The 12,904-nt window shown below is 56.4% G+C and carries 21 protein-coding genes; 20 read left to right on the top strand and 1 reads right to left on the bottom strand.

Going from position 1 to position 12,904, the window contains the following annotated elements; all coding sequences use genetic code 11:
• Nucleotides 1-30: 30 nt before the first annotated feature.
• On the bottom strand, nucleotides 31-600 hold the full coding sequence (locus WG219_11305) for a LexA family transcriptional regulator (protein ID WXL23943.1): 570 nt from the start codon (nucleotides 598-600) through the stop codon (nucleotides 31-33).
• A gap of 158 nt (nucleotides 601-758) precedes the next feature.
• Between WG219_11305 and WG219_11300 the strand changes: the two genes are divergently transcribed.
• The 20 genes from WG219_11300 (at nucleotide 759) to WG219_11205 (ending at nucleotide 12,903) form a co-directional block, all read left to right on the top strand.
• Nucleotides 759-968 carry a Cro/CI family transcriptional regulator gene (locus tag WG219_11300; protein WXL23942.1) on the top strand — a complete coding sequence of 70 codons (210 nt, stop codon included), beginning with the start codon at nucleotides 759-761 and terminating at the stop codon, nucleotides 966-968.
• Between the two features lie 9 nt (nucleotides 969-977).
• Nucleotides 978-1,280, top strand: coding sequence for a hypothetical protein (locus WG219_11295; GenBank protein WXL23941.1), 303 nt, complete (start codon nucleotides 978-980; stop codon nucleotides 1,278-1,280).
• A 243-nt stretch (nucleotides 1,281-1,523) separates the two neighbouring features.
• Entirely contained in the window at nucleotides 1,524-2,255 is a 732-nt protein-coding gene (locus tag WG219_11290; protein WXL23940.1) for a phage antirepressor KilAC domain-containing protein, read from the top strand.
• Nucleotides 2,255-2,617, top strand: coding sequence for an HNH endonuclease (locus WG219_11285; GenBank protein ID WXL23939.1), 363 nt, complete (start codon nucleotides 2,255-2,257; stop codon nucleotides 2,615-2,617). The genes WG219_11290 and WG219_11285 overlap by 1 nt, the downstream gene beginning before the upstream one ends.
• Entirely contained in the window at nucleotides 2,617-3,516 is a 900-nt protein-coding gene (locus WG219_11280; protein ID WXL23938.1) for a hypothetical protein, read from the top strand. Before WG219_11285 ends, WG219_11280 begins: the two co-directional genes overlap by 1 nt.
• Nucleotides 3,506-3,979, top strand: a complete 474-nt coding sequence (locus WG219_11275) for a hypothetical protein (GenBank protein ID WXL23937.1) — start codon at nucleotides 3,506-3,508, stop codon at nucleotides 3,977-3,979. Before WG219_11280 ends, WG219_11275 begins: the two co-directional genes overlap by 11 nt.
• Nucleotides 3,976-4,164 (top strand): DUF1382 family protein, encoded by a 189-nt coding sequence (locus WG219_11270; GenBank protein WXL23936.1) that lies wholly within the window; start codon nucleotides 3,976-3,978, stop codon nucleotides 4,162-4,164. The genes WG219_11275 and WG219_11270 overlap by 4 nt, the downstream gene beginning before the upstream one ends.
• Complete coding sequence (locus WG219_11265; protein ID WXL23935.1) at nucleotides 4,161-4,526, top strand: hypothetical protein; 366 nt, start codon at nucleotides 4,161-4,163, stop codon at nucleotides 4,524-4,526. Before WG219_11270 ends, WG219_11265 begins: the two co-directional genes overlap by 4 nt.
• Nucleotides 4,519-4,725 (top strand): hypothetical protein, encoded by a 207-nt coding sequence (locus WG219_11260; protein ID WXL23934.1) that lies wholly within the window; start codon nucleotides 4,519-4,521, stop codon nucleotides 4,723-4,725. Before WG219_11265 ends, WG219_11260 begins: the two co-directional genes overlap by 8 nt.
• Complete coding sequence (locus WG219_11255; GenBank protein ID WXL23933.1) at nucleotides 4,718-5,305, top strand: DUF1367 family protein; 588 nt, start codon at nucleotides 4,718-4,720, stop codon at nucleotides 5,303-5,305. Before WG219_11260 ends, WG219_11255 begins: the two co-directional genes overlap by 8 nt.
• On the top strand, nucleotides 5,302-5,808 hold the full coding sequence (locus tag WG219_11250) for a hypothetical protein (protein ID WXL23932.1): 507 nt from the start codon (nucleotides 5,302-5,304) through the stop codon (nucleotides 5,806-5,808). Before WG219_11255 ends, WG219_11250 begins: the two co-directional genes overlap by 4 nt.
• 55 nt (nucleotides 5,809-5,863) lie before the next feature.
• A complete protein-coding gene (locus WG219_11245; GenBank protein ID WXL23931.1) occupies nucleotides 5,864-6,403 on the top strand; it encodes a recombination protein NinG in 540 nt (179 codons plus the stop codon).
• The gene (locus WG219_11240; GenBank protein WXL23930.1) at nucleotides 6,400-6,627 is read left to right on the top strand and encodes a DUF3310 domain-containing protein; all 228 of its coding nucleotides are present in this window, start codon (nucleotides 6,400-6,402) and stop codon (nucleotides 6,625-6,627) included. Before WG219_11245 ends, WG219_11240 begins: the two co-directional genes overlap by 4 nt.
• A gap of 53 nt (nucleotides 6,628-6,680) precedes the next feature.
• Nucleotides 6,681-6,938: a hypothetical protein gene (locus WG219_11235; GenBank protein ID WXL23929.1), complete on the top strand. Its 258-nt coding sequence runs from the start codon at nucleotides 6,681-6,683 to the stop codon at nucleotides 6,936-6,938.
• On the top strand, nucleotides 6,935-7,636 hold the full coding sequence (locus WG219_11230) for a hypothetical protein (GenBank protein WXL23928.1): 702 nt from the start codon (nucleotides 6,935-6,937) through the stop codon (nucleotides 7,634-7,636). Before WG219_11235 ends, WG219_11230 begins: the two co-directional genes overlap by 4 nt.
• Before the next feature lie 322 nt (nucleotides 7,637-7,958).
• Nucleotides 7,959-8,366, top strand: a complete 408-nt coding sequence (locus tag WG219_11225) for a hypothetical protein (protein WXL23927.1) — start codon at nucleotides 7,959-7,961, stop codon at nucleotides 8,364-8,366.
• A gap of 38 nt (nucleotides 8,367-8,404) precedes the next feature.
• Nucleotides 8,405-8,989 (top strand): terminase small subunit, encoded by a 585-nt coding sequence (locus tag WG219_11220; GenBank protein ID WXL23926.1) that lies wholly within the window; start codon nucleotides 8,405-8,407, stop codon nucleotides 8,987-8,989.
• Entirely contained in the window at nucleotides 8,979-10,442 is a 1,464-nt protein-coding gene (locus WG219_11215) for a DNA-packaging protein (protein ID WXL23925.1), read from the top strand. Before WG219_11220 ends, WG219_11215 begins: the two co-directional genes overlap by 11 nt.
• Nucleotides 10,443-10,640: 198 nt before the next feature.
• Nucleotides 10,641-12,017, top strand: a complete 1,377-nt coding sequence (locus WG219_11210; protein WXL23924.1) for an anti-CBASS Acb1 family protein — start codon at nucleotides 10,641-10,643, stop codon at nucleotides 12,015-12,017.
• Complete coding sequence (locus tag WG219_11205) at nucleotides 11,980-12,903, top strand: phage minor head protein (protein WXL23923.1); 924 nt, start codon at nucleotides 11,980-11,982, stop codon at nucleotides 12,901-12,903. The genes WG219_11210 and WG219_11205 overlap by 38 nt, the downstream gene beginning before the upstream one ends.
• The last annotated feature ends 1 nt before the right edge of the window (nucleotide 12,904 follow it).

The raw sequence follows: 12,904 nt of genomic DNA, 5'->3' as shown, positions 1-12,904 counted from the left end.
CGACTTGCGTCCGTTGATCTGCTAGCACGATTAAACCCTAAGTTTGCTAGGTGGCACAATCGCACCAACATAGTGAATGGCCTCTATCTGCTCAACCGGAATTGTCCGTCGACCATAGGCGTCATTGATCGACATGACACTGACCTCATGGTCGTTTGAGTACAGCAGCTCCTTGAGCATGCTTTCTCCATCGTGCAGGCGGATCATGACGTACTCCCCCGGCACCAGATCCCGGCTCGGCTCAATGACTGCAATCCATCCCGAGCGAATTGCAGGGGCCATGCTGTCGCCGCGCAGGCGTAGCGCGTAAGCATCTGGATCACTGGACGGCACATCCACAAAGCCTTCGCCTTCATCAAGTTCAGACCAGTAGCCCTCGCTGCCCATCTGGGCTGTACCAACGATCTTCACGGCTTTGAACTGCGAAGTGATTGCAGGGCCGGGCTCGACGTTGCTCATGGCGTCGGTAATCGCGCCCTCGCCAGTTGCAAGCCATATAGGGTCTGCGCCGCAGACTTGAGCCAGTCGGACAAGGTGTCCGCTAGTCCTTGTTAGGCCGCGCTCTATCTCAGAAACGGACGCCTGCTTGATGCCAGCCATTGTCGCCAGCTCAGCCTGGGTTAGTCCCGCTCTTTTTCTTGCCTGCTTAAGGCGATCTTTAAGTTCCATGGTTACCAATTTAAAGGGCAGCCTTTGTGGTTGCAAAAAGGAATGCCTGTGCATACCATAAAGGCATCCCTTTATATGGGCGGAGAATCATGAGCACTCACTTTGAAAAACTTGTCTCGCACTTCGGGTCGCAGCAGGCGACTGCCGAGGCGCTGGGCGTAAAGCAGGGCACAGTTAGCGGCTGGGTGCGAGGCCTGCACGGATGCACTGCCGAGGTTGCAATGCGCGCCGAAATTATCACCAGCGGTGCAGTGAAGGCGCGCGACCTGCGCCCGAGCATTCCGCAGGCTGTCGCATAGGAGGCTTCCATGTACGACAACCCTAACGACCGCCGCGACCAGCTGACCCGTGTTCGCCTGAGTTACGACCGGGATACCGAACTGCGTAAAGCAGCCCGACAGCTCGGAATGCAGCATTCCGTGCTTGCCCGTGAGCTTGTAGAGGCCGGGCTTGATGCTCTGGCGCAGATCACCGGCAAGGGCGGTGCTGACGATATCGCTGCTCATTTCAACTGCACTCCGACCGAACTTGTTTCCCAGCTTCTCCGCGAGTCAATCCGCGAACTCCGCACTGCCATTACTGAGCAGTCTGCAGAGAAATTGAGGGCCTAAAGAGAAACATTTTGGTCGGGGGATCAGCTCATGACGCAGACGCAACAAGAAGTAGTGACCGAAGCAGCAGGGAAGGCTGCACGGAAAATCGCAGAAGGGAAGACAAAGCTGGGGGGTAAAGCGGGGGATGTTGTCCCGATTAAGCCCAAAAAAGAGGCCCTGAAAAGGGCATAAGACAGGCACAAAAAAGCCCCGAGCAACGCCAATCGACCGGGGCTTTACCTACAACAAGTGGAGAACATTATGCATTCACAGGCCATAGGCAGCAACAGTGTACAGGTGACGCGCCACGAAATCATGCAGGGCGAAAACGTGGCGCGTATGTCGTCGCTGGAAATCGCTGAGCTGACCGAGAAAACGCACGCCCATGTAATTCGCGATATTCGCACCATGCTTGAGGCGCTCAAAGATGATCCAGATTTGGATCATGTCGAAGAGACAAAGGATGCTCGCGGATACACTTCTTATTTCAAGCTGCCAAAGAGTCTTACTTTGACGCTGGTTTCTGGGTACAGCGTTTCCGTCCGTTACGCAATTATTAAGCGCTGGATGGAGCTTGAGGATCAACAAGCCCCGCAAGTACCGCAAACCCTCTCGCAAGCCCTGCGCCTTGCTGCTGATCAGGCCGATTTGATTGAGCAGCAGGCCGCCGCACTTCAACTGGCCGCGCCCAAGGTTGAGTTTGTAGAGCGCTACGTTGAATCAACTGGCTCTATCGGCTTCCGCCAGCTCGCCAAGCTGCTTAGCGCCAATGAGCGCCGCCTGCGCCAGCTGCTGCTGGATAAAGGCGTTATGTACTACCTGGGTGGCGTACTGACTCCATACGCCCAGCACACAGACGCTGGCCGATTTGAAGTCAAAACAGGAACCTGCGAACACAACTCTCACGCATTCACTCAGGCCAAGTTCACTCCGAAGGGTGTGCAGTACGTTGCTGGGCTGTGGGCTGCTGAATCGATGAAGTGGGCTGCGTGATGGCCAAGCCTCTGTCTTTCAATAAAAAAATGGCTGTCCTTCAAAAGACAATGGGTAACTGTGCATATTGCGGCGCCGGCCTAGTTAATGAGGGTGTGTTCACTATCGATCACGTAACCCCTAGAGCCCTTGGTGGCAGTAATGAAATTGGCAATTTGCTAGCCGCCTGCATGTCCTGCAATGGCAGTAAAGGCAAGAAAACCCTAGAGCAGTTCCGCACATTCAGTGCAGTAAAAGCGGCCACAGGGGAGACAATCTTTGGGCAGGCTCAAGCCGAATACCTTTTAAGGATTGGTGCTTTTGATGCAATTGGCGCAGATGAAAACCATGAGTTCTTTTTTGAACAGATGGGGGGTGCCTAATGCAGTACACCCTAACCATCAATCAGGCCAAGGCAGCTGAGTGGGGACTTAATGCTCAGCAAGCCATGCTGTTTGCCTTCGTATACGAATGCCCAAGCTGGTGCAATCCCGTAGAGACGCCTGATGGTATTTTCTTTGCGATCAGCAAGGCCAAGATCGTCGAAGAGCTGCCGCTTCTGACTGACAAGCCGGACACCGCTTACCGGCTGCTCAAACAGCTGGCAGAGGCTGGCGCCGTGCAGCTCTCCCACACCTCAAACATCACATTAGTGCGCCTGACCGAGAAAGGTAAGGAATGGAACCGCAAGCAAGACGGGTCGGAAAAATATCCGTCCTCTAGCACTTCGGCAGGTCGGAAAAAAATCCGATCAGGGTCGGAAAAAAATCCGAGCAAGGTCGGAAAAAAATCCGATCTAGGGTCGGAAAAATCTCCGACAAATCAGGATACCAGTAATCAGGATACCAATCATAAAGCTAAGGCTCGCACGGCTCGCCCGACCAAGTTCGATCCGCTGACTTGCAAGCCCGATGGTGTCAGTGACGAATCGTGGGCTGGCTTCTGCGAAATGCGCAAAGGCAAAGGCAAGGCGCTGACTCAGCACGCCTGCAACCTGATCGCTAAAAAACTCCAAGGCCACGCCAATCCATCCGCAGTCGTAGACCTGTCCACTGAAAACGGCTGGTCGGGCGTCTTCCCAGAATCGCAGCAGGTATCTCGCCATGAAAACCGCCCAGCAAGCAGTGGCGTCCGCACTCTCTCGGCCGCAGATCGCGTCAAGCAAGCCATCGCAGAGCGAGAAGCCGCAGAGGCTCAGTCAGAAACTGCTGGATGTACTCTGGACGAAAATGGCGGAGCTGTACGGCCACCGCTGGACGGCGAGTTTCGGCGTGTCGGCTGATCAATCGCATGCATGGGCGTCGGCACTGGCTGGCCTGAGTGGGCAGCAAATCGCTGTGGGATTGTCTGTGCTGACTCAGCGCGGTGACGACTGGCCGCCAAGTGCGCCCGAGTTCCGCAAGCTGTGCTCGCCAAGCGCTTACTCCATGGGGCTGCCGTCTATTGATAGAGCATATCGACAAGCCTGCGAAATCGCATACCCCGGCGCTGATAGCTCCCGTATTCACCCCGCTGTGTATCACGCCGCCTGCGAGGCTGGCTTTTACGAGTTGCGCATGCTGCCGGAGAGCAAGAGTCGCCCGCTGTTTGAGCGAGCCTACGAGGTGACGGTGCGCATGTGCGCGAATGGTGAGCCGTTGCGTGAAGTGCCGAAGGCGCTACCGGAGAAGGTCAGTGTGGTGACTCCAGAAGTTGGTGTTTCGGCACTGCAAGAGATGCGCGCTGCGTTAAGGGGGAAAGCATGAACCGAGCAAGCAAAAAAGACCTGCGCGCATCCCTAAAAGTCGCATGCGACCTGGCTAAGGCTGGTGTTGGTTTCGTGTGCATCCCAGTGATTGACGAGGCCGATCGGCGAAACCTGGCTGACCAGGCTGTTGAGCGCATGGAGCGGATTGCTGTCATCGCTGAAGCCGCGGAGCGTAAGGCATGACTGATATCGAACTTTGCAGCGCAGAGCGCGAGCTGGCGGACCGGCTGCGTAGTGATCGTCAGCCCCTGCTGCGTAAGTGCACTCACTGCCGCGGGTATGAGTTGGAGCGCCGCTGGTGCCATGTATGTGACGGGAAGGGCTTGGTCATGACTGAGGCGGCCAAGGCGCTGGCTCCATCAAATCAGCGCATCGTTCCGGTTGAGCCTGTGCGGGTAGCCCATCCCCTCGAAAGCTATCTGAGCAAGGCGGATAAGCTGGAGCAGCCCAAGCGCCCATGCCCAGAATGCAGCGGTTACGAGCACCAGCGTCATGAGTGCGAGCGCTGCGAGGGCGCTGGGATGGTGGAGGTTCGCCATGGCTAAAAACGCCGTAACTCTGCCGCTTTCAGTCATTCAGGACGGAAAGACCTGGGCGCTGTTCAGCTTTGAGTACTCAACGCCGGACGGCAGGTTCAGTTCTTACTTCTACGCGCTGTCGTTTGAGCATGCGAGCTACATCCTCGCTGAAATGCGCCGCACTGCTGGGGATATCGGGCAACTGGTCGAGGTTCGCAATGGCTGAAATCGCACTCATGCGCAGCGGCCAGGGCCTGGTTCCGGCTACCGACGCCGACCGCGAGCTGATCAGCAAGTGGAAGCATGGCCAGGTCATTCATGGCGAGTTTCGCAAGATGCGCAACGCAGCCTTCCACAACAAGTTCTTCGCAATGCTGGATCTTGCTTGGGAGTACTGGGAGCCGAAAGGCGGGTTGGTGCCCCAGCAGGAACTGCGAGGTATTCGCGGCCTGCAGCGGTATTTCGAGCAGCTGAATAATCGTCCCGGCCAGCTCAATATCGCCGTTGATGCGTACATCGCACAGCTTGAGTCTGAGCGAGCCGAGCGCTTCCCGGCAGTTGAGAAAAGCCGTGAAGCATTCCGCGACTGGATCACTGTTGAGGCCGGTCATTACAACCTGGTGCAAACGCCTGGTGGTGTGCGCAAAGAACGCAAGTCGATCAGCTGGGCGGCGATGGACGACACGGCTTTCGAGCCGCTTTATCGCGATGTGTTCAACGCTTGCTGGCGGTTGGTGTTGTCGGCGCACTTTGAAACCGAGGCTGACGCGATGGCGGCGGCTGATCATATGGGGAGCTTTGCATGAGTGCAGTTTTGAAAATTGGCGGTCATCCATTGGCCGGAAACAGCAAGAAGGTTTACCACTGCGTTCCTGTTTCTGAGGCACACCAGGTGCATCAGATCGCTCAGAACGTCAGGCGAGATAGCGGCCTTAGTGACCGGAAGATTATCGAGGAAAGCCTTGTTGATCTGGTTGATCTTGGGCTTATCAAGCGTGTCGGACTGGACAGGTATCAGCGCCGATCACTGCAGGATTACGCAGCAGCGGCGTCGCAGCCTGTTAAGGCACCGGCAGCTGTGCCGCCAGTAGAGGCCGAGATTACGCATGGCTCCGATGTGAATGTGCATGAAATGCTAGTGCAGATAGGCGAAGAGGTGCGCAGTTGCGCGAGTCATTTTGCTAGCCGTTTCAAGTTGCTCGCTGACCGAGTTGACGATGCTGCTGCTGCGCTCAGGGAGTGCGAAGGGAAGGATGCAGAGGCGCTGGATAAGCTGCGCCAGCTTCAGTCATTGCTGAAAGGGCTGTAGGGTGGCCTCCCGCAAGCCCCTGAAGGCGATCAGCAGCAAGCCGAAGAAGTGCGCGGTGCGTACCTGTCGAGCGCCGTTTGTGCCGAGCCAGACCTTCCAGACCTGGTGCGGCCCTGAGTGCGGCCTGGTTATCGCCCGGGCGAAACAGGACAAGGAGCGCAAGGCGCTGGCCCAGGTCGAGCGCCGGGAAATCAAGGCGGCCAAGGAGCGGATCAAGTCGCGCGGCGATTACCTGCGTGAGGCGCAGACTGCATTCAATGCCTGGGTGCGTGCGCGTGATGCCCAGCTGCCGTGCGTGAGCTGTGGGCGTCACCACCAGGGCCAGTGGCACGCGGGCCACTACCGGACAGTTGGCAGCACTCCTGAGTTGCGCTTTGAGCCGCTTAACGTCCACAAGCAATGCGCCCCCTGCAATAACCACATGAGCGGCAACGTAGTGGAGTACCGAATCAACCTGGTGCGCAAGATCGGGCTGGAGGCCGTTGAGTGGCTGGAAGGCCCGCATGAGCCGAAGAAGTACACGGTAGACGAAATCAAGGCCATCAAAGCCCATTACCGGGCGCTGGTGCGTGAACTGAAGAGGGGGGTGGCATGAGTGCACTGGATATCCAAGTCGGCGGCGCCCACTACAAAGACCAGCCAATCCAGCCAGTCGAATACATCCACGCAAACGGAATCGGGTACTTCGAGGGCAATGTAATCAAATACGTCTCCCGCTGGCGCAAGAAGAACGGCATTGCTGATCTGGAGAAGGCCAAGCACTACATCGATCTGCTGATTGAGCTGGAAAACAAGAAAGGACAGGGGGCTTCGGAATGATCGAGCCAATCAAGATGAATCCATGCCCATTCTGTGAGGGGCCTCCATGCGTTATGGCTGTTGATAGCGCCGATGGCGTTGTAGTTGCAGCGCTTGCAGAGTGCTCCGGCGTCGGCGCTCAGGTGTTTGTCTACTGCCATGAGTGCGGAGCTCAAGGCCCAACGCTGGATGCTTACGATGATGAGAGCGACCTGAATGAACTAAAGCTGGCAGCAGCTATGGCTTGGAATGAGCGCACAAGTAAAAACAGAGCGCTTTACGATGCTAATGCTGAGAGCGGCTTGAATATCTGGCCGAGGGCTTCGGAATGATGCAGCTACGGTCGGCACGCGAAGCATGGTCAGCGGCATTCTATGAGCGCTGGGACAGCATTTCCTCAATGATGGCTGAGCAAGCAGAGCTTGGCATTGTCGAGGCTGGCGGCTTCATCAAGCGCAAGATTGCTGATGTAGATGAATTTGGCCGCCCCTGCACATGGACGCAGCACATCTACTGTCCACCGGCTAAGCAGGACAGAGTGGGGCGCACTAATTCGGCGTCAAAGCTGGTTGATCGGGCACTGGCTGGCCACATACAGAAAGCAGTATCAAGCCTGTCGCCTGGGTTGCGTGCGTTCGGCAATCACATGTACAGCCCAATCGCCACGATTGACGACATGGAGGCAGCAGAGCAACTGGTTTGGGAGTGGTACGAAACCCGACGCATCTATCATGGCGTGCGTGTCACGGCTGAGAAGCGCGAAAAGGCTTTCTATGTCGCCAAGATATGCCTGCATCGGTATCGCCGTATGCACCAGGGCGGCATGAGCGCGGGTATTGACCCAACACCCACGCCCGAGGCATTCCGTGCGGCGCTTAATGATGTATATGGAGTCAAGCTAAGAAGCAGCAGCTGGGATCGTGACTGGCAATCAGTAGTCGACATGATGGCCGAGGTTTGCAACGACATAGACAAGCTGGCACTCCAGCCGGTTGCAGCTGTCGTGGCAGAGTTGAAAGAGGCGGCGTGAGGCATCGTTATAACGTATTGACATTCCCGTGCGGCTGGCGTACCTTTTTCCACATGCTGACGTAACTGCGTCATGATGAAATACAACGAAGCCCCTGCAGAAATGCCGGGGCTTTTTCGTTTCCGTGCCAGTGTGCGACCAGTCCGTGTTTTGTTCCTTCACGGGCTCTTAACCCGCCATGCCTCTGCCTTCGTGCAATCACAAATCGTGCGGGTCTTTTATTCCTGAACATCCAGCCCCCGTCATGCTCTTTGCCATACGGCGGATGCTTGCGCGTGCGTGCTGGATCTAAATACACCACCTGGCTACGCCGGGAGGCCTCATGAAACATACAGGCGTTCAACTTATGTCAGAGCCGGGTCCGTTGACCGCTGTCGGTGGTATCGCGCTCTATAAGCTCGGCGCGTTTGGTGCGATGGCCATCCTTGCAGCCGTGGTCGTAATGGCTATGACGCTGCCGAAAAGCCCCCGTGAGTTCGTGGTGGCAATGATCAGCACGCTGGTGGGAAGCATCGGTGGCGGCGCATTCCTTGTGCGCTGGTTAGAGATTGCCCACTGGGCGCAGGACGATGCAGGGATGATCGCTATTGGCGGCGTCGTATTCCTGTGCGGCCTGCCTGCATGGGTGATAGTCCGGGCACTGTTCGCCTGGAGCGAAGGCAAGAAGAATCGCGAGATCACAGAGATTGTGGAAGTTGTTCTGAATGCTAAGAACAAGGCCGGGCTGTGATGTGTGACGACTACGAAGGGTTTTAAAGGTATCTCCCAATGGCGCTAACCCAAAAACAGGAGGCCTTCTGTTTGGCTTACCTCGAAACGGGTAATGCCAGCGAGTCGTACAGAAGGTCATACAGTGCGGCTCGAATGAAGGAAAAGCAGGTCTGGGAAGAGGCGAGCAAGATGCTGTCTCACCCAAAGGTTGCCCAAAGGCTGGCCGAGCTTAATCAGGCCGCTGTATCTGCTGCTGTAATGTCGCGGCAAGAGGCTCTTGAGCGGCTTTCCTTGTTCGCTCGTACTGATCTGTCGGACCTGGTTGAGTTCGGCACATACGAGATTGGAGAGCAGGATGGGCAGCCTGTCATCCAGGCGTCATGGAAGATCAAAGATTCAGCCCTGCAAGACCCTAAAAAGCTATCAGCCATTGCTGAGCTGAGCGCCACGAAAGACGGAATCAAGATCAAGACTCACTCGCCCTTGCAGGCCATTCAGCAACTGGCGAAGCTGCAGGGATGGGAGTCGGCAACCAAGCACGAAGTTTCCGGGCCTAATGGCGGGCCGGTAGCTGTTGCTGCTCTCTCGAAAGAAGAATACAAGCAAGCCCGCCGCGAAATGCTGGAGAAAGATGACTGCTGACGCCATTACGCTGGCTAGAAAGGTTGAGTGTGAGGAGGAGGGGCTTTACTTCGCACGCTACTTTTTCAAGCAGCGTACTGGCGGAAAGATGATCGTTGCGCCGCATCACCGGGTCATTCAGGAAACGCTTGATCGGGTTATTAGTGGCGAGATCCAGCGGTTAATCATTAACGTTCCGCCTGGGTACACAAAGACAGAGCTCGCAACGATCAACATGATCGGCAGGGGGCTGGCGCTGAACAACCGCGCCCGGTTTATGCACCTGTCTTACTCGCACAATCTGGCTCTGCTCAACTCCAGTACGGCCAGGGCGATGGTTAAGTCATCGGCTTATCAGGCTATGTGGCCGATGAGTCTGCGCGATGACGCAGACAGCAAGGCTATGTGGTGGACTGAGAACGGCGGCGGCGTTTATGCATCGTCTGCGGCTGGTCAGGTGACCGGCTTCCGAGCTGGGCACATGGAGCCGGGCTGGCAGGGCGCGCTGATCATCGACGACCCAGTTAAGCCAGATGATGCATATAGCGAAGTCGTGCGGGATGGGGTGAATAACCGCTTCAACGAAACAATCAAAAGCCGCCTCGCTGTCGAAACGACTCCGATGGTAGTGATCATGCAGCGCATTCACTACCACGACCTGAGTGGTTACTTGTTGCGCGGTGGATCTGGCGAGAAGTGGCACCATCTGAATCTGCCGGTGATCATCGACAACAGCGAATCGTACCTGGCGGAAAACACGCATGGCATTCCTATTGATCACGGCCTGCCTGATGGCTGGCTCTGGCCTTTCAAGCACAACGAAAGCCACAGGACTGCACTGTTTGCACACCGCAGAACCGCTGAAGCGCAATACATGCAGAGGCCTCGCCGGTTTAATACGGAAGGCGCGCTGTGGACTGAGCAGCTTATTGCAGCGGCTCACGCGCTCCAGATTAACCAAGACCGGCACCGAACGGTTGTCGCTATCGACCCGCAGGCCACAAACAGCGACGAGAGCGACGAAACAGGAATTGTTGCGGCCAGCTCATATGGGGCTGGCGATAAGCGCGTGTTCTCTGTTGATGGAGATTACAGCGGCAAGTACTCACCGGCTGGCTGGGCTAAGAAGGCTATGGCTGCATATGAGCAGCACAGCGCTGACGCCATCGTCATTGAGACGAACCAGGGCGGCGACATGGCAGAGGAAACTCTTCGCAACGCAGGGTTCAAGGGCCGGATCATTCGAGTTCACGCCAGTAAGGGCAAATTTGCCCGAGCCGAACCGATATCAGCCCTGTATGAGCAAGGGCGTGTGTCGCATGCTGGGGCGCTGTACACCCTTGAAAACCAGCTAATGGAATACGTACCGGCAACGGCGAAGAAGTCGCCAGATCGCCTGGACGCGATGGTTTACGCACTAACAGAGCTTGGCGGGTCAACGCCTGTCGGCATCCTTCTCCCCGGAATGCGCTAATGGCCATTTTCATACTTACCGCCCGCAACGGTCAGGCGGTGGTTGTTCGTGCCCGCTGCCTTTCATGTGCTCGCACGGTAGCCGCTGACAATGCTGGCGCTGAAGGGACGCTGATCTGGCGCGACCCGGAGCAATCGACAGTTGAGCTTGTAAGGCCGGACGACAGGCCGGGATTGATACTCAGGACGGAATTACGCAATGACTGACAATCTCACCCTGGCGGTTAACCATGCCCTTGATCAGGCTATGGCTCGGTCGCGCATGGCAATGGCAAGCGCTTACGGCGTTGCTGGAGCTATCGACGACAAGCGCCCGCAAGCATGGTGTGAATACGGATTCCCTAAAACGGTAGACTTTGGCCAGCTTATGAGCCTGTACCGTCGTGGCGGGCTGGCGTTTGGTGCAGTAAAGAAGATCACCGACAAGTGCTGGTCTACTGATCCTGAGGTGATCGAGGGTGAAGGGAAAAGGGATCGCACAAAAAATACAACGAAGTGGGAGAAAACCGTCTCCGAGATATTCAATAACGCCCTTTGGTATAACTTTTTCGAGTCTGACAAGCGACGATTGGTAGGGCGCTACTCTGGCTTGCTGCTGCAAATTAATGACAGCAACGGCTGGGATCAGCCTGTGGTTGGCAGCAAAAGCAAACTTGTTAAGGTGATCCCCGCGTGGGCTTGCAGTCTTCAGCCGGGAGAGCTGGAAACAGACACTAAGTCAGAGAATTACGGCAAGCCCAAAGAGTGGACATATCGAGAGGTTTTGCCTGGCGGACATGTCAGCGACCGCAAGATTCACCCAGACCGCGTATTTATCCTCGGTGACTACGCATCGGACGCCATCGGCTTCCTTGAGCCTGCCTATAACAACTTCGTCAGTATTGAGAAGGTAGAGGGCGGTAGCGGTGAGTCTTTCCTCAAGAATGCTTCACGACAGCTCAACGTAAATTTCGACAAAGAGGTGGATCTTGCTGGGATTGCCGCTATTTACGGGGTTGGGCTTGATGAGCTTCAGGTGAAGTTCAACGACGCCGCCAGGCAGGTCAACCGAGGCAATGACCTCATGCTGATCACGCAGGGCGCTACAACCACGCCATTGGTGTCGGCGGTGCCAGACCCAACGCCAACCTACAACATCAACCTTCAGACAATTTCCGCAGCGCTGGATATACCTACCAAGGTTCTTGTTGGCATGCAGACCGGCGAACGAGCCAGTTCTGAAGATCAGAAGTATTTCAATGCGCGCTGTCAGGCAAGGCGAGTTCGTGAATTAACCCGCGAAATTAACGACTTCGTTGCTCATCTGATGCGAATCAAGCTCATCGACACGAAAGCCAAGTTCACGGCTATTTGGGATGACCTGACCGTTCCGGCGAAAGCTGAAATGCTGGCCAATTCCAAGACGCTGGCAGAGATCAACGAGAAGAGCCTGGGCGGCGGCGCTGAGTATTTCAGCGCGAGCGAGATACGCGAAACGGCGGGCTACGAGCCTGACGAGCTGCCTGAGCCGCTGCCAGATAACGACCCGGAGGATGACGATGCGAAGAGCGCCGATCCTACCGGCAAATCCAGCTGATCCAACAGGGGTTGACCGGCTTGAGCGGGGCGCAATCAACGACTTTGCGAGCCGAATCAGAAGGATCAGGGATGCATACATTGCCGGGCTCAATCGCATTCCGGCTGAGCCTGTAGTCAATAAGCGCTACACATTCGCCATTGACGCCTTCCTGCTTAGCTCGGTTCTCGACGGGGCTGGGCGGGAGGTTGAGGCGCAGCTGTTGGAGGGCGGAGAGCAAAACGTCTGGTTCTTTGCGACCTACGTTTCAGTCGCTTACCAGCGCGGCACTGGCCAGCAGTACGCGAACCTTGCTCGGCAATCGGCGGCTTACGCAGGCGGTCAGCAGTCACTGGCAAGCGTGATCAGATCCACCCCATATCTCAACCGAATAGCGCTTATCGCGGCAAGTGAGTTTGAGGAAATGCGGTGGCTTAGCGGGGAGATCAGGGCAAATATGGCTCGCGTCCTGACCGACGGAATAGGTCGAGGGATTAACCCGCGTGAGGTTGCCAAGAACCTAACCGAGCAGGCTGGTATTGAGGCGAGGCGTGCAAGCCGCATAGCCCGGACAGAGATCACCACAGCCCTACGCAGGGCGCGCATGGATGAGATCGACTACGCAGCCGACCGATACGGGCTCACATCGCTCGAAATGCACATGTCCGCGCTAAGCCCGACAACTCGGGCCACGCATGCAGCCAGGCACGCAACGCTGCACACCACTGACGAACAGCGCGAATGGTGGAGTCAGAACGGCAATTCGATCAACTGCAAGTGCAGCACGGTATCTGTACTGGTGGGCGATGACGGCAAGCCGCTGGTGCCGCAGATCATCGAGCGAGCCAAGCGCAACAAAGAAGTCATGAAGGCCAAGGGCAAAGGCCCGTGGGCCAAAGAGGATTGAT

The sequence above is a fragment of the Pseudomonas mendocina genome (assembly GCA_037482215.1).
GTDB lineage: Bacteria > Pseudomonadota > Gammaproteobacteria > Pseudomonadales > Pseudomonadaceae > Aquipseudomonas > Aquipseudomonas mendocina_E.
Note: the sequence above shows the minus strand (reverse complement) of the source record. Positions and strands in the feature narration are given on the sequence as shown.